The sequence below is a fragment of the Stenotrophomonas sp. HMSC10F06 genome (assembly GCF_001807865.1).
In the GTDB taxonomy this organism is placed as follows: Bacteria; Pseudomonadota; Gammaproteobacteria; order Xanthomonadales; family Xanthomonadaceae; genus Stenotrophomonas; species Stenotrophomonas bentonitica_A.
In genome coordinates, this window is the sequence record NZ_KV791258.1 from 1 (window position 1) to 16,571 (window position 16,571).

At 67.7% G+C, this 16,571-nt stretch carries 15 protein-coding genes; 5 read left to right on the top strand and 10 right to left on the bottom strand.

Annotated elements, in window-relative coordinates:
* Nucleotides 1-168 precede the first annotated feature (168 nt).
* From HMPREF3113_RS03270 to HMPREF3113_RS03285, 4 genes are all read left to right on the top strand, one after another.
* Complete coding sequence (locus tag HMPREF3113_RS03270; protein WP_070470768.1) at nucleotides 169-627, top strand: DUF3613 domain-containing protein; 459 nt, start codon at nucleotides 169-171, stop codon at nucleotides 625-627.
* Nucleotides 628-631: 4 nt separating this feature from the next.
* Nucleotides 632-2,803 carry a TadG family pilus assembly protein gene (locus tag HMPREF3113_RS03275; protein WP_070470770.1) on the top strand — a complete coding sequence of 724 codons (2,172 nt, stop codon included), beginning with the start codon at nucleotides 632-634 and terminating at the stop codon, nucleotides 2,801-2,803.
* 92 nt (nucleotides 2,804-2,895) lie between these two features.
* Complete coding sequence (locus tag HMPREF3113_RS03280) at nucleotides 2,896-3,615, top strand: DUF2968 domain-containing protein (RefSeq protein WP_026070082.1); 720 nt, start codon at nucleotides 2,896-2,898, stop codon at nucleotides 3,613-3,615.
* Nucleotides 3,616-3,735: 120 nt separating this feature from the next.
* The gene (locus HMPREF3113_RS03285; RefSeq protein WP_083298707.1) at nucleotides 3,736-5,115 is read left to right on the top strand and encodes a serine hydrolase domain-containing protein; all 1,380 of its coding nucleotides are present in this window, start codon (nucleotides 3,736-3,738) and stop codon (nucleotides 5,113-5,115) included.
* 17 nt (nucleotides 5,116-5,132) lie between these two features.
* Here the strand turns inward: HMPREF3113_RS03285 and HMPREF3113_RS03290 are convergent, their stop codons facing one another.
* The 7 genes from HMPREF3113_RS03290 to HMPREF3113_RS03320 all read right to left on the bottom strand — a co-directional run bounded on the left by HMPREF3113_RS03290 (nucleotide 5,133) and on the right by HMPREF3113_RS03320 (nucleotide 12,364).
* Entirely contained in the window at nucleotides 5,133-5,597 is a 465-nt protein-coding gene (locus HMPREF3113_RS03290; protein WP_139146288.1) for a hypothetical protein, read from the bottom strand.
* Between the two features lie 97 nt (nucleotides 5,598-5,694).
* Nucleotides 5,695-6,162 (bottom strand): GNAT family N-acetyltransferase, encoded by a 468-nt coding sequence (locus HMPREF3113_RS03295; RefSeq protein ID WP_019185090.1) that lies wholly within the window; start codon nucleotides 6,160-6,162, stop codon nucleotides 5,695-5,697.
* A gap of 112 nt (nucleotides 6,163-6,274) precedes the next feature.
* Complete coding sequence (locus HMPREF3113_RS03300; protein ID WP_070470772.1) at nucleotides 6,275-8,998, bottom strand: TonB-dependent receptor plug domain-containing protein; 2,724 nt, start codon at nucleotides 8,996-8,998, stop codon at nucleotides 6,275-6,277.
* Nucleotides 8,999-9,196: 198 nt separating this feature from the next.
* Entirely contained in the window at nucleotides 9,197-9,964 is a 768-nt protein-coding gene (locus HMPREF3113_RS03305) for a SapC family protein (protein WP_019185088.1), read from the bottom strand.
* Nucleotides 9,965-10,264: 300 nt separating this feature from the next.
* Nucleotides 10,265-11,041, bottom strand: coding sequence for a CDP-diacylglycerol diphosphatase (locus HMPREF3113_RS03310; RefSeq protein ID WP_080341474.1), 777 nt, complete (start codon nucleotides 11,039-11,041; stop codon nucleotides 10,265-10,267).
* Between the two features lie 98 nt (nucleotides 11,042-11,139).
* Nucleotides 11,140-11,769, bottom strand: coding sequence for a decarboxylase (locus HMPREF3113_RS03315; RefSeq protein WP_070470774.1), 630 nt, complete (start codon nucleotides 11,767-11,769; stop codon nucleotides 11,140-11,142).
* A gap of 100 nt (nucleotides 11,770-11,869) precedes the next feature.
* On the bottom strand, nucleotides 11,870-12,364 hold the full coding sequence (locus tag HMPREF3113_RS03320; RefSeq protein ID WP_070470776.1) for a DUF1543 domain-containing protein: 495 nt from the start codon (nucleotides 12,362-12,364) through the stop codon (nucleotides 11,870-11,872).
* Between the two features lie 170 nt (nucleotides 12,365-12,534).
* Between HMPREF3113_RS03320 and HMPREF3113_RS03325 the strand changes: the two genes are divergently transcribed.
* Entirely contained in the window at nucleotides 12,535-12,840 is a 306-nt protein-coding gene (locus HMPREF3113_RS03325; protein WP_019185084.1) for a hypothetical protein, read from the top strand.
* 79 nt (nucleotides 12,841-12,919) lie between these two features.
* Here the strand turns inward: HMPREF3113_RS03325 and dld are convergent, their stop codons facing one another.
* From dld to lldR, 3 genes are read right to left on the bottom strand one after another with little or no spacing between them, the layout of a single operon-like run.
* A complete protein-coding gene (dld, locus tag HMPREF3113_RS03330) occupies nucleotides 12,920-14,641 on the bottom strand; it encodes a D-lactate dehydrogenase (RefSeq protein ID WP_070470779.1) in 1,722 nt (573 codons plus the stop codon).
* Nucleotides 14,638-15,798 carry an FMN-dependent L-lactate dehydrogenase LldD gene (lldD, locus tag HMPREF3113_RS03335; protein WP_070470781.1) on the bottom strand — a complete coding sequence of 387 codons (1,161 nt, stop codon included), beginning with the start codon at nucleotides 15,796-15,798 and terminating at the stop codon, nucleotides 14,638-14,640. The genes dld and lldD overlap by 4 nt, the downstream gene beginning before the upstream one ends.
* A gap of 3 nt (nucleotides 15,799-15,801) precedes the next feature.
* A complete protein-coding gene (lldR, locus tag HMPREF3113_RS03340) occupies nucleotides 15,802-16,566 on the bottom strand; it encodes a transcriptional regulator LldR (RefSeq protein WP_070470845.1) in 765 nt (254 codons plus the stop codon).
* Nucleotides 16,567-16,571 lie beyond the last annotated feature (5 nt).

The following is a 16,571-nucleotide window of genomic DNA, read 5'->3' on the forward strand; positions in this document are numbered from 1 at the left end:
CGCCGCGCCCGGCAGCGGCGCCACGCCTGCACCACGCGCCGCTGCCGGGCGCCCGGCGCAGCGCAGGGTCGCCATCGATACCGATCACCGCACGCGTGCCGATGCGCGCCTGGCGCCGTCGATGCTCGAGCGCTTCAGCACGCCCACTCCTGCCAGCGAGACCACGCCATGAACCAGTTGCGTCGCCTGCCCATTACGTTCCTGCACGTTGGCCTGCCGTGGCTGCTGATGGTGGTAGCGCTGCCCGCGATGGCGCAGCAGGCACCGCTCACCGGGCAGATGCTTGGCGGACAGCAGGCCCCGCCGGTCGCCACTACGACGCTGCCGGCGCCAGAGACCCCGGCACCGGTGCCGACCTACGTCGATCGCGCGCCGGCTTACACCGACGCCGCGCCCGGGCGCTACATGCCTCCCGCACCCGCGCCGCGCAGCGAGATAGGCCAGACCACCCGTGATCTGCTGCGGATGCAGGCCCAGGGAACCCACGCGGGGGCGCGCCTGCCGATCCTGGGTGACCAGGCCGCGGCCAGCTATGCGCGCTACCTCAAGAGCTTCGAGCACGAGATTCCTGAGTTCCTCAAGACCAGTGTGAAAAAGGACGTAGGCGGTTCCAACGAGGGAGGTTGATGCCATGCACCAGTCCAGCGTTCGTGCGCCCCGGCCGTTCCGGCGGCGGCTGCGCGGCGGGATGTCGGTCACCATGATGCTGGTCCTGCTCGGTCTGGTCGGGATGCTCGGCCTGGTGGAAGTGGGCTATCTGTACTGGGCCAAGCGCGATGCGCAGAAGGTGGTCGACCTGGCCGCCGTCGCCGGCGCGCAGCGCCTGGACCTGTGCCGCGCGGACCTCAAGGACAACGGGGCTGCCCGCAGCAATGCAGAGCGGGACAACGGCTTTTCCGGCGCCTTGGTGATCCACTGCGGCAACTGGAATCCTGCACGCGGCGCGGGGGATCATTTCAGCGTGACGCCCGACGCGGCCAACCCGCTCAATGCGGTCAAAGTGGTCGCCACCCGTTCGGTGGTGCCGTTCTTCGGCCAGAACACGCGCCTGCCCACGATCCGTGCGCAGGCGGTGGCCACGCGTGCGCCGCCGATCGCGGTGTTCTCGGTGGGCTCGCAGTTGCTGCGGGTCAATGGCAATACGCCGCTGGGCAACGTGCTCAACCTGGTGGGCGTCAACCTGGACCGCACCACCCTGCTTGGCTATGACGGCCTGGCCCAGGCGAAGGTCACCCCGGGCGGCCTGCTGCAGGCGCTGGGCATTCCGGTCCAGGCCAACATCGGCATCGCCGAGTTCAACGCCCTGCTGGCCGCCAACCGGGTCTCGCTTGGCCAGCTGCTCGATGCGACGGCCACGGTGCTGACCAACAGCGGTGTCGCCCATGTGGATCTGACGGCACTGCGCAATGCGCTCGCGGCAAAGGTCGATCTGAACCAGCTCAACGTGCAGCTCGGCAGCACCGACACCACCGGGGGGTTGTTCGCACGCATCGTCGCGCCCGAAGGCCCCGCTTCGCCAGCGCTGCAGGCCGACATCAGCGCGTTGGACCTGATCACCACCAGCATCAGCATCGCCAGCGGCGGCAACGGCGTGGCGGTCAACAACCTCAACATCCTGGGCCTGGTGCAGACCCGCGCGGCGATCATCGAGCCGCCCTCGATCGCGATCGGCGGCGTCGGCACCCGTGCCTACAACGCGCAGGTGCGGCTGAAGATCAACATCGACACCGGCGGGCTGGCGCTGCTCGGGCCCGTGCTCAGCGGGCTGGGGATCCGCCTCAACCTGCCGATCTATGCCGATGTGACCAACGCGATGGGCACACTGGACGCGCTCAACTGCGGCGCGACCCCGCCAACCGCCACGGTGCGGGTGCAGTCCTCGCTGCTGCGCGCCTGCGTCGGCCGCGTGGCTGCCGCCAACGAATTTTCGCAGCGCAATGTGTGCGATGCCGGGCTGCAGAACGAGCAGTTGCTGACCCTGCTGGGCGCACCGCTGGTCACCGACAAGATTTCCCTCAATGCGCTGACCCGCGATGAGAGCGTCACCCTGGCGGCCGGAGAGACCGCCTCCACTTACTTCAACCAGGCCCAGGTCGGCACAGCCATCTCCGGCCTGGTGAGCGAACTGCTGCGCGTGCTGAGCAACGTGGTCACCCCGGGCAAGCAGGGCAGCACCGATGCCGCCACCGCCAATCGTTTGGCGGATCAGTATCTGAAGGCCGCCAATCCGGGCAACGTCTTCTACGACGCCGAGAAGACCATTGCCCTGCTGCGACTCGGTGACCCGGCACGCGGCATCGGCGCCCTCGGCGACTGGGACGTCGTGGGCGGCGTACCGCACGCGTGTGGCGCGCTGAATCTTGGCACCTGTTTTGAAACCGGCTCGGTCTGGGACGGCTACAACGCCACCGTTACCGGAAAGGGAATGGGCGGGCTCAGTGGCCTGCTCGGCTCCCTGCTCGGTGGGCTGGTGATCAACCGCTGCAACAGCCTGCTCAGTACCCTGCTCAACTACAACAACTGCGTCAAATCCAATCTGGCCTCTTACCTGCAGACCCGGCCGGGCGGCCTGGAGGACCTCGCCGGCGGAACCGGAGTCACCGACCCGGGCACTGACCAGGTCCGCTGCAGCGGCCTGCTGTGCCTGGCGCTGACCCCGGTGCTGGAAACCCTCAAGCCGCTGCTCAACGGCGTCAGCACCCTGCTCTCGCAGACGCTGGCCCAGGTGCTCGGGCTGGAGCTGGGGCGGACCGACGTGCACATGCAGTCCATCCAGTGCACCCCGGCACAGTTGGTTTATTGACGCTGCGGCAAAGTGCAGGCCACGCGATTGTGCGTGCTAGACTCCGGCGGGGACTTTACTTCACTGATAATCCACTCGTGGATGGCCTGAATATGCGAGAGAGAAAAGGGGTTGGTTCCATCGTCGCGCACGCGCTGACCGGTGGGATTGTGTTGCTGCTGTCGTTGAGCGTCATTCCGCAGGCCCTGGCCGCGCGCGCACCGCGTGCCGAGCCGGCCGTGGAGACCGCCGTTCGCCCGGCGCCGGTGGTCCGCAATACCGTGGACGAACTGCGCCAGCTGGTCGACTCCAAGCAGCTCACCGAGCTGCGCACCACCTATAACGGCAGTTACGGTGCCAGCCTGCTGTTCAATACCAGCACGCTGAATTACTACGTGGCGCTGTTCCACGAGAAGGACTTCTGGCGCGTGATCAAGACCGATTCGGTCGACAACGCCGAGAAGGTCTACCGCACCTTCGTCGAACAGACCGAACAGCTGGCCCAGGTGTATATCGATACCACCCGCCTGCAGGCCGGCAAGCGCTATACCGAAAACCTGGTCGCCTACAACGAAGAGCGGCTGCGCAGCCTGCAGCAGGAAGCCGATCTCCAGCGCCAGCAGTCGCTGCAGGTCAGCGCCTCGCTGGAACAGGCCAAGCAGCAGGCGGTCAGCCTGAGCACCGACCTGCGCAGCAGCCACAGCGAACTGGACGCGCTCAACCAGCGCATCCAGATGCTGCAGGCCCAGCAGCTGAACCCGGCGCTGTCGCTGCCGTCAGCCGAGTCGGCCACGCCGGCACCGGCGCCGCAGGGCAACCCCGGCAACCCGTAACAGCATCGCGCGCCCTGCCCCGGCAGGGCACGTCACGGACGGCGCCGATGGCGCCGTCTTTCATTCCGGTGCAGTACCCTTGGTCGCACAGACGTCCTGCGCATCAGCAAGGAGTGCCCCATGCCCGTTCCGCGCCCCCACATCGCCCTGACCCGCGTGCGCGCCGCCCTGGCGTCATCCCGCGCCCGGCTAGCCGCAGCCCTGGTCGCGGTGCTCGCCCTGCCGGGCGCCGCCACTGCCGCTCCGGCCTCGCCCACCTCGCCGCCGCTGTCGGCCGAAGCGTCCGATCCCAGGCTGCTCGGCTGGATGCAGGGCGCGCCGCCGCCGGAAGACAAGCGTATCCGTTACACGGATGACGACTATTTCAGTTTCCCCAAGCTGCGCTGGACGGCCTGCCATTTCCGCCAGTTGATGCCCACCGTGGGCGTCAGCCGGGGCCCCGGCGCGGCCCGTGACCTGCCGCGCCGGCTGGATGCCGCGATCGACGCGCTGTCGTTCACGCCCACCGGCACCCACCGTCAGATAACCTGGGCACAGTCACTGTCGGCCAACTACACCGACGGCATCGTGGTGCTGCACGACGGGGTGGTGGTCTACGAACGTTACAGCGGCTGCCTGGACGAGCACGGCCAGCACGGTGCGATGTCCGTCAGCAAATCGATGACCGGTCTGCTCGGCGAGATGCTGGTCGCCGAGGGGGTGATCGATGAAACCCAGCGCGTCAGCGCGATTGTTCCCGAGCTGAAGGACAGTGCGTTCGGCGATGCCACGGTCAGGCAGGTGCTGGAGATGACCACGGCACTGCGCTACAGCGAAGACTACGCCGACCCCAACGCCGAGGTCTGGGCATTTTCCGCCGCGGGCAGCACCCTGCCCCCGGCCCCCGGCTACACCGGGCCGCGCAGCTATTACGATTACCTGAAGACCGTGCAGAAGCAGGGCCGCCACGGCGAGGCCTTCGGCTACAAGACGATCAACACGGATGCGCTGGGCTGGATCATCGCCCGGCGCACGGGGAAGTCGGTTGCACAGTTGCTGCAGTCGCGCATCTGGCAACGCCTGGGCGCCGAGCAGGACGCGTACTACACCGTTGATTCCACCGGCACGCCGTTTGCGGGCGGCGGCTTCAATGCCGGCCTGCGGGATCTGGCCCGCGTCGGCCAGCTGCTGCTCGACGACGGCAAGGTCGACGGCCAGCCCATCGTGCCCGCCGCCGCGATCGCCCGTATCCGGGCCGGCGGCAGCAAACAGGCCTTTGCCAAGGCCGGTTACGCGCAGCTGCCGGGCTGGAGCTATCGCGGCATGTGGTGGATCTCCCACAACGACCATGGCGCCTACATGGCGCGCGGCGTGCATGGCCAAGCGCTGTACATCGACCCCACCGCACGGGTGGTGATCGCGCGGTTCGGCTCGCATCCGGTCGCAGCCAACAGCGCCAACGACCCGACCACCCTGCCCGCCTTCGATGCGGTCGCGCGGTATCTGATGGCGCAGCCCTGAGCGTGCGTGCCGGCTGACTACCGGCACGCATCGTGCACCAGGTCATCCATTCGCCGGCTGAGCGCCAGGCTCGGCCGGCCGCCCGCTTTCCGGTAGGTCGTCTCGCGCTGGCGTCGCGCGGCGGCGCAACGGGCGGGATCGGCATGCACGGAGATGACCGCCCCCCGGATCGCGGGCGTCGGGCGGACACTGCGTCGCGGCAGACGCTTCTGTCGCACGGCTGCAGCCTCAGCACGCCGCTTGGCCTGTAGTTCCTGCCGCACGGATTCGATATGGATCTCATTGGCCCAGGTATCGGCGGGCGGCGGCATCTCGCGGATGCGCTCGGTGCGTCCCTCGCACGGGGTGGACTGATAATGACGCGCGCCGTCGACCAGGCAGGTATGCACCTGTCGCGGCGGCAGATCCACCGCTGTGGCGCTCATCATCAGGGTCAGCCACCACGCAGGCATCGCATCGCTCTGTCCAGATGCGCCCAGCATGTTTCAGAGGCGGATCACCGAGCCGTGACCGGCTGCACAGTGAGCGGGCGATGCGCATGCCCCTGACACGCCATCACTGCCATGCCCTACCCAAGTGCTATGGCCTGGCGCCCACGTGCAGTTCCAGCACTTCGTCACCCAAGGCGTCGATCTCGCCGGTCGGCCGCCAGCCCAGGTAGCGATAGAAGCCATGCGAGCGCACCGCAGGATCCGCCGCACACCCCAGGATCAGCCGCGAATGGCCGGCCTCGACTAGATCGGCGATGGACATATCCAGCAGCCGCCGACCGATGCCCTGCCCTTCATGGGACGGCAGCATTGCCAGCACCACGATCTCGCCGCCGTCGCGATCGCCGAAGCAGTAGCCGACCATGTGCTCGCCTTCCAGCGCGATATGCCCCGGCAGTACATCGTCACGGATACCGGCCGCCCAGCTGTCTTCGGTGATGCCGAGTCCGGCAAGCTCGGCCGCGGAAAACGCATTTTCGCGGGTGCGCCCACGCAGATCGATGCAGGCAGCGGCATCGCCCGGCACGGCGCGACGGTAATGAATCGGGTGGGTCATGCGTGCTTCCTGCAACCGCCGGAACACTCGGCGGCGCGCAGTATATCGTCGCATGCGCTGTAGACCCAAACGCAGCGGGCCCGGCATTGCCATTGCCGGGCCCGCGAGGGAATTACAGGAAGCGGTAATCGAACTCCAGCCACAGCTGGCGGCCGTAGGGGTCGTAGTTGCCGACCGGATAGAACGGCCAGCCGCCGCCGTTCTTGTCCGCCGGCGGGCGGCTGTCGCGCAGGTTGTTGACGATCAGGCCGAGCGTGGCGTTGTCGTTGAGCTTGCGATACAGGCTGGCGTTGTAGGTCATGTACGGCGCGATGCGACCACTGCCGTCGGTCTTCGGCAACGAGCCGTAACGCATGCCGTACAGGGTGGCGGTCCAGTCGTTGATCGCCCAGGTCACGCTGCCGTTGACCTTGCTGCGCCACTGGTAGGAATCCAACGAGTTGCGCTGGTCCTGCACGTCATCGCCGGCGAACTGGCGGTACCTGTGATCGATCACCAGCGAGTACGCCACGCGGGCGGAGAAACGACCATAGCGGCCCGCGTCCCAGCGCAGGGTCGACTTCAGGTCGATGCCGCGCACGGTTTCGGAGGCGGCGTTGATCGGGTTGATCAGCACGCGCACGACCTGGTTTGGCTGCACTGCCGCGTCGGCCGGGTTGCGGATCACGCGACGCAGCGCGTCCTGGCATTGTGCCGAGCCGATATCGCGTGCGTCGCCACCCACGGTCTGGCCGAGGCGGCAATCGGCTTCATCCTTGAGGATGCGGGTGGCATCCAGGTTGGTGACCTCATCGTCGATGCGGATGTCGTAGTAATCGGCCGTGAAGTCCAGATTGGCCGACGGCGACCACACGAAGCCCAGACCGTAGGACTTGGCGGTTTCCGGCTGCAGCTGCGGATTGGCACCACTGGTGTAATCGATCGCCAGGCCGCTGAAATCGCAGTCGTCGTATGCCTGGCCGGCACTGCGGCAGCGCCAATAATCGGTCATGCCGGGGTTGTAACCGCGCGTTTCGGTGGCGAACACGTAGTTCATGTCCGGCGCACGGAAGCTGGTTGCTGCACTCGCGCGCAGCAGCAGCGTATCGAACGGACGGAACTCCAGGCCGGTGCTCCAGGTGGCCTTGCCCAGATGATCGCCGGCAGCACGGTACTGGTCGTAGCGACCGGCCACGGTCGCGGTCAGGCGCTCCAGCAAGGGCAGCTGCAGCTCCACCCCGGCGGCATAGCGGTCACGCTCGCCACCGGCCGGAATGCCGGCGTTGAGGTTCCAGAACACGCCCTGTCCCAAGGCCGGGTCCGGGCGGTTGCGGTAGCCCTGGCTGCCGGCTTCGACCACGGCGGCCAGCGCTGCACGGCCGCCGGGCAGATCGAACAGCTGGCCGTTGACGCTGACGCTGGCGGTCTGCAGCCACGCAGCGTTGCGGCTCTCGTAGCGGTCCGACAGCCCCTCGTACTCGCCCGGGGTCAGCGGCTGGTACAGGCGCGACGGATCCGGGGCATACACGTCAACGCCATCGCGGGTGCCCAGTTGTGGGCCCAGCAGGTACGCATTGATGCCGACCAGCAGGCCCGGGCGCTGCGTCCTGTTCTCGTAGCGCGAGCGGCTGTAGGCCGCTTCGTAATCCCAGTCCGAGCCGCCGATGCTGCCACGGGCGCCGACGTTGAACGACCACGACTGCTCCAGGAAGCGGTTGGCATTGCGCTGCACGCCGCCGATCTCTTCGGGCGCGAAACGCCGGTACCAGCTTTCCAGCTGACCGCTGTTCTGGTTGTAGAAGTAATTGCGCGAGGAGGTCCAGCTCGGTGCGCGGGTGTTGTTGTAAATGCGCGCAGTGCCGATCGCCGCATCGGCGAACAGTTCCTGACGGTCATTCAAGCGCCAGGTCACCGCGCTGTACGCATCGATGTTGCGCTTCTCGGTCTGCACGGTCCAGAACGTGGGTGCGGCTTCATTGCTGCCGCAGTACCAGCCCTGGCGCGGATTATGCGCGCGGAAGACACTGCCGCCATACAACGTGCTGGCGGCATCGCAGCCATCGGCACCGGGATCAATGTAGTTGTTGGTGGAGGCGTTGCGGCGATACGCCACGGCCGTCGCGAGCGGCGCCACGCCGCGCGGATCGTCGGTGAGCGAATCCATGAAGTCGCGCTGCGAACCGTAGATCGCTTTGCGGTTGGCGATCTCCAGGCCGAAGATCGCGTCCCAGTTCTCACCCGAACCGCCACCGACCGCCTGCAGGCGCTGGTTGTCGCCGCCACCCTGTTCGGTGGTGCCGGCGCGGACATTGATCCCGACGCCGTCATAGGTTTTCTTCAGGATGATGTTGACCACGCCGGCGATCGCATCGGAGCCGTACACCGCCGAGGCGCCCCCGGCCAGCACTTCGATCCGGTCGATCAGCGCGCTGGGGATGTTGGCCAGGTTGACCACGTTGACCGAGCCTTCGTAGGCCAGCGGGTAGTCCGACTGCCGGCGGCCGTTGACCAGCACCAGGGTACGGTTGGGGCCAAGGCCGCGCAGGTTGATGGTGTTGGCAGCCGGGGTGAAGGTGTTGCCGAAATCCTCGCCCTGCACGTTGCCGGTGTTCTCGGTCAGCGCGCTGAGCGCCTCGAACGCGCTGCGGTAGCCCTGTGCCTCGATCTGCTCCTGGGTGATCACGGTGACCGGGGATGGACCTTCCACGCTGGCGCGGGGGATGCGCGAGCCGGTGACGGTGACGGCCTCCAGCTGGGTGGGTGCATCGGCCGCGTGGACCAGCGATACCGCACCAAGCAAAGGCAACAACGACACAACCAGGGCCCGCCGACGCAGCGGGCGATACAGCACAGACATGCAGATTTCCGGTAAAGACGTACGTGCCGGCGGGGTCAGGCCCGTGCCGGAGCGTAGTGAGGGAGGGGCCGTGATTCTGCTGAACAGGCGGAAAAGGAGGAAATGATCGCCCGCGATATGCTTATCGATATTTTGCCTAAGCAATGAAAAACGGCGGCCCTGCGGCCGCCGTTTCCGTGACACGCCGTGCGCCCGGACTCAGGCGTCGGCAGGCAGCGCGCTCTGGCGGTTCACCAGCGCGCTGAAACGTGCCAGCGAGCTCAGGTGGTGGTGCACCAGCGCCAGCCAGCCACTGCGATGCCAGGCCACGACGGTGGCGTCCGGCAACGCGGCGAACTTTTCCACATCCACGACCTGGAAACCGTTGACCGACATCTGCCGGCCGTCAGCGAGGGTGACGTCGATGTTGCGGTCGATCAGCAGTTCGTTTTCGATCAGGGCGGCAGTGAAGCGGCGGGTCTGGTCATGCTCGCGGGTGTAATCCCCGCAGAAGCGCATGGCGTTGTCGACGATCTCGGTGGCCTTGCCGTCCTGGAACAGCGGCACGCCGTCTTCGCTCTGGCCCTGGTTGACCTGCCTGGCGGCCGAATCCAGCGCGAGCACATACTCGTCCTGATCACCGGCCTGCATGAACACGAACGGATAGCGGCGCACGTAGGCCGGCACGTAGCTCTGCTCGTCCCACACGCCATCGGTGACGAACAGGTTGCGCTGTGCCAGGCCGACGGCGACCAGCGGCATCGCGTCCTTGCCGGTGAAAATGATCGGGTAATGCTGGGCCAGCGAGCCGAATTCGCCGATCACGGCGGGGATCGCGTTGGTTTCCCCGGCAAAATGCGCGGTGTCCGGCACCAGGCGCCAGGCGGCGTGCAGATCCGAGCGCAGCGGAACGGGCGCCTGGTAGAACAGCGGACCGGTGGCCTGGGACGGCGCAGCGGCGGGCGGAGTCGTGGTTTCAGCAGTCATGGATTAAGTCGGATACGTCGCGCCAGTCAGCCCGGGCGCGAAAGCGGGAACCGCATTGAACGGCCACTATAACGTGCCACGTCCGTGGTTTTTATTTCAATCGCGCCGGATTCCCCGCGCCCCGCGATCGTCCGGTGATTCCACGGTAGTCCAGCACTGCCTCTGATCGGCGATACAGGCGCCGCCCGGGAAGCGAGATTCACGCCGCCAGGAGCAGGCCGGATCCAACACGGTGCGCAGGTGCGACGTTTTTACCCGGCCATGCGCAAGCCGATGCTGCGCGCCCTGCCCTGCACCGCCTCACAGCACACCGTCCAGCGGGCCGGCGGCACCGGTCAATACGGCGCAGGCGTGATCCTGCAGTTCCTCACCGCTGGCCTTGTTGCCCGCCGCAAGGTCCAACCGGGTGGCCAGCAACACGAAACCGGGCGCACCGGAGGGGCCCGTCTGCCCGGCGACCACCAGCGACCAGTTCCCGATATCGGCCGGATCGGCCAGATGGGCGGCCAGCAGACGCACCGGGTTCGCGGTGAGCTCGGCACCGGGCAACTGGCGGGCGAGATAGGCATGCCCGCGCAACGGCTCCGGCAGCGGCTGCCAGCTGGCGCCGATGACCGGCTGCAGCCGGCGCAGCTGGGCCAGGACATCCGCGCGCAGGCAATCCACGTGGATGTGCAGTTGGTGCTGGGAGCGTCCATGGGGCGAATTCAGGGCCAGGCTGGCCACATCGCGCGGCAGTGCCATTCCGAGTGCCTGCTCGGTGTGGCTGCGCGCGTTCCACGCGGCGGCGAAGTAGTTGGGGGCACCGGCACGCAGTAGCGCCGGGCTTTCAATGCCCGAAATGCGGTCCAACGGCAGCACCAGGAACTGGTAGTGGCCGTGCGAATCCTTGAGCAGCACATCGCGCCGCTGCGCCTGGGGAGAAACGGCCAAACAGCTGCCGCGAGGGGCGGCCTCGCCGGCGCAGTCGCGCTGGATGATGCCCCACAGGGCGTCTGGATTGGCAGGCGGTCTGGCCGGCGGCCGGGGCGGCGTGGCGCAGGCTGCCAACAGCAGCACCGCACAGGGCAAGGACAATCGGGCGATCACGGACAAGCTCGGACAGGAATGCGGGCCCAGCCGGCCGTGCCGATGGGCGGGCGCGATTGTACCGCGCCGTTTCTGTCGCTTCCGTGTCAGTAGGTGCTGTACGGCACCTCGACCACCACCGGTGCGGCCGGTGCCGGCGGCTGCAGGGTGTAGCGATCCAGCGCGCCATTGTCATCGGCGAAGCGCTGTGACTGCACCTGCAGGCGGTAGGTGGTGGTACCGAACTTGACGCTGCCGCCGCTGGCATCCAGCGCGGCACCGGCCGGCAGCAGCAGGCCGCCGAGGTCACTGTAACCGCCGCCTTCCTGCGAGAAGACATGGTCGACCAGCTCGCCCTCGCGCTTCATCGCAAACACATGCGGGTCGCCGTGGCGGCGGTTGTAGTCCTCGTTGCCGAGCAGATCGGCGATCCACACCCCGGGCAGCCGGTAGCTGGTTTCCAGCGCAATCGCATCGAGACGGTCACTGTCTACCACCAGGCAGCAGACCGCCTGCTTGTTTTCGCGGTCCAGGATCGCAAAGCGCTCGCCCTTGGCAACCTCGCGCGGCAGGATCGCAAACGGCTGGTTCCTCAGAACCGGTTCGGCGCCACTGGCCGAATGCAGGTTGCGCCAGCCACCGAATACCGGTGCGTCCGGCTCGGCCGCCACGGCGTTGCCGGCCATCGTCATTCCCAGTGTCACGATCAATGCGGCCGTGATCTTCCTGCTGTGCATGCGCTACTTCCGTTGGTTGACCTGTCGCGACGACATCGCCGGACCTCACAAGACCGCGACACTATGCGCCAGCAGCGGGCCCGCGGGCAATCGGCGCCGCTCAGCCGATCACGATGTAGTCACTGACCAGGGTGATCCCGCGATGCTCACCGCGCTCAAGCTGCACGTGGCGGCCACCGACCTGGTCGATGGCGATGCAGTCATCCACCTCCAGCAGGGCATCGGTATGCGGCTTGAACCAGCTGGCATCGCGCAGGGCCTTGGCCTCGCGCTTGGCCGCCTCGGCATCCGTGGCGACCAGCAGCCGGTAATCATGCGCCTCGCCCAGCGCACCGGCGGCATACCCGCCGAGATTGAGGAAGTACAGGCGCGGCGCGCCAACGGCCGGGGCCGCGTCGCCGAAGCGCACCCGGTACGCCTCCACCCCATCCACCGCGAGCCAGCCATCGAGATGCAGCCCTTTCCGCTCACCGAACCAGTCCTGGCGCAGCTGCGGGTAGGCCTCTTCAATGGCATCGACGTTGGCGAAGGCCACGTCGTGGACCTCGATCCGGGCGCGGGCATGTCGCCCACCCAGCATGAACACGTGCAGCACCTGCGACTCCCGGCATGGCCGATCTGAGAGGCCGCCAGTGTAGCGCCGGTGGCCGTTGCGCCCTGCCCCATCAGCCGCGTGGGCTGCGCCCAACGGTCGCGGGGTGCCAACCACGCGCCGGTGCACACCGCAGTGGTATGGTCGGCGCCTGACCCCGCAGGAGCGACCCGATGGCATCCCTTTTCCGTTACCCCCTCGCCGCGATCACGCTCGCCGGCACCCTCTCGCTGGCCGCGTGCGTGAGCACGCCGGGCCCGGAGATCAAGGGTCCAGGCCTGTGCAAGGCCGATGCCCTGGGCTGGGCCATCGGCCAGCCGGCCGACGAGGCGAACATGCGCAAGCTGCTGGTGCAGAGCGGCGCCGGCCTGATCAACCCGATCGGCCCGGCCACGATCACCACCCGTGACCTGCGCCAGGATCGGCTGCGGGTGTTCATCGACAAGGACAACGTGATTACCGCCGTCCGCTGCGAATGAAGCGTTGCGGGTAGAGCCACCCCATGGGTGGCTGCCCTGAAACCTGCGATACGCCGGCACAGCCACCCATGGGGTGGCTCTACCCGTGGGGGGTGCAGTCGCAGCTGCTCCATCCGCGCGTCTTCGCGGTCTGGCCGATGCCCGGGTTGAACGTATTGCTCGGATCCAGTTGCTGGTAGAACGCCGCCAAGGCCGGCTTGGCCGGGTACAGATGGCCCACGTTGTGTTCGGCCGGATACTCCGCACCACGCGCGTCCAACAGCGCCCACATCGCGTGCTCGATGGCCAGCGGATCCTCGCCCTTGCGCACGATGTAGTCCTGATGGAACACATGGCACAGGAAATGCCCGTAATACAGTTTGCCGGCCAAGCGTGCGTCGAGTTCGGCCGGCAGGTGTTCCACCCACGCGCGGTCATCGCGCCGTAGTGCCACGTCCAGGGCCACAATGTCCTCGACCTCGCGCCGGTGCACCTCGCGATAACGCACGGCCGCGCCGGCCACCGCAAAGCGGTGCAGGAACGCCTTGCGCCCCTCCTCGGCCGTGCACTGGAAGAAGTCGCCCTCGCTGTCAGCGAAGTGAGTGCGCAGGAAGGTTTCGGCGGCGGCGGCATCCACCGCTGACACCTTGAGCAGCAGGTGGTGCTCGTAGCGGTCACGGAACTGGCCCATGCGCGCGGGCAGATGGCCCGGCAGGCAGCGCATCGCCCACTGGATCACGCGGTCGGTGACCCCGCGCAGGCCAAGGCTTTCGAACCATCCATCGACGCGGCTTTTCAGCGCGAACGCCGCCGGCACCCTGGCCGTGCCGAAGCGATCGATGAGCAGGAAGGTGTCCTTGCCGTACCGTTCGCCGATGTCGTACGCCTCGCGGTGCAGGTACTCGCCCGAGATCGGCAGGCGCTCGAACGCGGTCAGCAGATGGCGGCGGATCGCGGTCAGATCCTCCATCGCATTGCTGCCGATGTAGAACACCTCGCCGGGCTCGCGCGCAAACGTATCCAGCCGCACCGCGAACACCGCCAGCTTGCCGGCCGAGCCGGAGGCTTCGTAGTGGCGCGAGGGATCGGCGTTGTAGCGGGCCGGCGTGGCTGCATCGACCTGGCGCACCTGCTCGGCATAGCGCGGGTCGGAGGCGGCGCGGTCGTTGCCATTGTCCACGTCGGCGGGCGCGTAGTCGCCGCCCTGCAGCCGCTCCAGGATCTGCTCGGCGGTATCGCCCAGCGCGATGCCGAGATGATTGACCAGCTGCAGCTTGCCGTTGGAATCGACCTGGGCGAACAACGCCAGTTCGGTATAGGCCGGGCCGCGTCGCACCAGCGAGCCGCCGGAGTTGTTGCAGACCCCGCCCAGCACCGAGGCACCGATGCACGACGAGCCGATCACCGAGTGCGGTTCGCGGCCCAGCGGCGCCAGCTCCTTTTCCAGCCGGTCCAGCGTCGCCCCGGGCAGGCAGACCACCTGGCGGCCCTCGTTGATCAGCTGCACACCGGTCAGGCGCAGCGTGTTGAGGATGACCACCGGGCGGTCATAGTCGGCACCATCCGGCGTGGAACCGCCGGTGAGGCCGGTGTTGGCCGCCTGCATGATCACGATCGCGTTGGCCGCCACGATGGCCTGCAGGGCGCGCCACTGTTCCAGCAGCGTGCCCGGGCGGACCACCGCCAGCACCGGGCCATCGCCGAAACGGTAGCCCTTGCGGAAGCGCCGGGTCGGCTTGTCGCCGCACAGCACGTGTGCGTCCCCGACGATCGCGCGCAGCTGCGCCAGCAGCGCTGCCGTGCCCTGGGATGCCGCGTTCATGGTGCGGCCGCGAGGCGACGCGTGGCGTCCACCAGCGAATCGCGGCTGATGTCGGCGATGGTCCTGGCGCCGGTGAGCGTCATCGCCACGCGCATTTCCTTGGCCATCAGGTCCAGCAGATTGGCCACGCCGGCCTCGCCCTGCGCGGCGAGCGCATAGACGAAGGCGCGGCCGAGCAGCACGCTGTCGGCGCCGAGCGCGATCATGCGCACTACGTCCAGGCCGTTGCGGATGCCCGAATCGGCCAGGATCTTCAGCTCACCCTTGACTGCATCGGCGATCGCCGGCAACGCCCGCGCGGTGGACAGCACCCCGTCCAGCTGGCGACCGCCGTGGTTGGAGACCACGATGCCGTCGGCCCCGAAGCGAACGGCGTCACGTGCATCGTCCGGATCAAGAATGCCCTTGATCACCATCGGTCCACTCCAGAACTCGCGGATCCACTCCAGGTCTTTCCAGGAAATGGACGGATCGAAGTTGTTGCCCAGCCAGCCGATGTAATCGGCCAGGCCGGTCGGGCTGCCCCGATAGGTGGAGATGTTGCCCAGATCGTGCGGGCGGCCGAACAGGCCCACGTCCCATGCCCAGCGCGGGTGCGCCACCGCCTGCAGCATGCGCCGCGCCGGCGCGTTCGGGCCACTCATGCCCGAGTGCGCATCGCGGTAGCGCGCGCCCGGCGTGGGCATGTCCACCGTGAACACCAGCGTGGTCACGCCAGCTGCCTTGGCCCGCTCCAGCGCATTGCGCATGAAGCCGCGATCCTTGAGGACATACAGCTGGAACCACATCGGCCTATCGATGGCCGGGGCCACTTCCTCGATCGGGCAGACCGACACGGTGGACAGCGTGAACGGAATCCCCCGGCTCGCCGCCGCCCGCGCCGCCTGCACTTCACCGCGGCGCGCATACATGCCGGTCAGCCCGACCGGCGCCAGCGCCACCGGCATCGCCAGACGCTCACCGAACAGCTCCATTTCCAGGCTCAGATCGGACATGTTGCGCAGGATGCGCTGGCGCAGCGCGATCTCCGACAGGTCCGCGACGTTCCGCTTCAGGGTGTGCTCGGCATACGCGCCGCCATCGATGTAGTGGAACAGGAACGGCGGCAGGCGGCGTTGTGCCGCTGCGCGGTAGTCGGTGGAGGCGGAAATGATCATGGGTCAACCGTGGGAAGAAGGAAGCCGTGACGCACGTGCGCGCCGGGCCTCGTTGTCATCGAGCGTGCGCAGGGAGGTGTGCACGAATTCCAGGTGCGCGTGCGCGGCGGCACGCGCGCGTTCGGGGTCGCCGGAGAGCACGCCATCCATCATCTCGCGGTGCTGGACGGACAGCGGCTCGAAGGTGCGGGCGGAGGTATAGAGCTTCTCGCGGCTCTGCGAGATGTTGGTCTGCAGCAGCTCGAACAGGCCACGCATCACCTGCAGCAGCACCAGGTTGTGCGAGGCCTCGGCGATGGCCAGGTGGAAGGCCGCATCGGCCTGTGCCTCGCCGGCCGGATCGTCCTTGCCATGCGCAGCCATCATGGTGTCGAAGGCCTGGCGGATCTTCGCGCGGTCTTCGTCGGTGGCGCGCAAGGCGGCGTGCCACGCAGTTGCCCCTTCCAGCGCGTGGCGGATCTCCAGCACGTCGAAGCGGTATTCCGGGTCGCCCTGGAACAGCGGCAGGTACGGCATCAACGGCTCATCGATGGCCTGCCGGGCACGGGCCGCCGGTTCGCTCACGTAGGTGCCGCCGCCGACCCGCGCGTTCAGCAGGCCCTGGCTAGCCAGCTGCGCGATCGCCTCGCGCAGCGCCGTGCGCGAGACCCCCAGCTGCACCGCCAGCGGTCGTTCGGCCGGCAGGCGGTCACCCGGCTGCAGGTTGTGCTCACGGATCAGGCTGCGCAGCTGCGCGGCCACCTTGTCGGACAGGCGTTCGTTCTTCATGCCGC

Bases quoted from the DNA above. Each gene is read 5' to 3' on its own strand.
- HMPREF3113_RS03280 (WP_026070082.1), top strand. From the start codon at position 2,896: ATGCGAGAGAGAAAAGGGGTTGGTTCCATCGTCGCGCACGCGCTGACC.
- HMPREF3113_RS03315 (WP_070470774.1), bottom strand. From the start codon at position 11,769: ATGCACAGCAGGAAGATCACGGCCGCATTGATCGTGACACTGGGAATG.
- dld (WP_070470779.1), bottom strand. From the start codon at position 14,641: ATGAACGCGGCATCCCAGGGCACGGCAGCGCTGCTGGCGCAGCTGCGC.
- HMPREF3113_RS03275 (WP_070470770.1), top strand. From the start codon at position 632: ATGCACCAGTCCAGCGTTCGTGCGCCCCGGCCGTTCCGGCGGCGGCTG.
- lldR (WP_070470845.1), bottom strand. From the start codon at position 16,566: ATGAAGAACGAACGCCTGTCCGACAAGGTGGCCGCGCAGCTGCGCAGC.
- HMPREF3113_RS03285 (WP_083298707.1), top strand. From the start codon at position 3,736: ATGCCCGTTCCGCGCCCCCACATCGCCCTGACCCGCGTGCGCGCCGCC.
- HMPREF3113_RS03270 (WP_070470768.1), top strand. From the start codon at position 169: ATGAACCAGTTGCGTCGCCTGCCCATTACGTTCCTGCACGTTGGCCTG.
- HMPREF3113_RS03295 (WP_019185090.1), bottom strand. From the start codon at position 6,162: ATGACCCACCCGATTCATTACCGTCGCGCCGTGCCGGGCGATGCCGCT.
- HMPREF3113_RS03305 (WP_019185088.1), bottom strand. From the start codon at position 9,964: ATGACTGCTGAAACCACGACTCCGCCCGCCGCTGCGCCGTCCCAGGCC.
- HMPREF3113_RS03290 (WP_139146288.1), bottom strand. From the start codon at position 5,597: ATGCTGGGCGCATCTGGACAGAGCGATGCGATGCCTGCGTGGTGGCTG.
- HMPREF3113_RS03325 (WP_019185084.1), top strand. From the start codon at position 12,535: ATGGCATCCCTTTTCCGTTACCCCCTCGCCGCGATCACGCTCGCCGGC.
- lldD (WP_070470781.1), bottom strand. From the start codon at position 15,798: ATGATCATTTCCGCCTCCACCGACTACCGCGCAGCGGCACAACGCCGC.
- HMPREF3113_RS03300 (WP_070470772.1), bottom strand. From the start codon at position 8,998: ATGTCTGTGCTGTATCGCCCGCTGCGTCGGCGGGCCCTGGTTGTGTCG.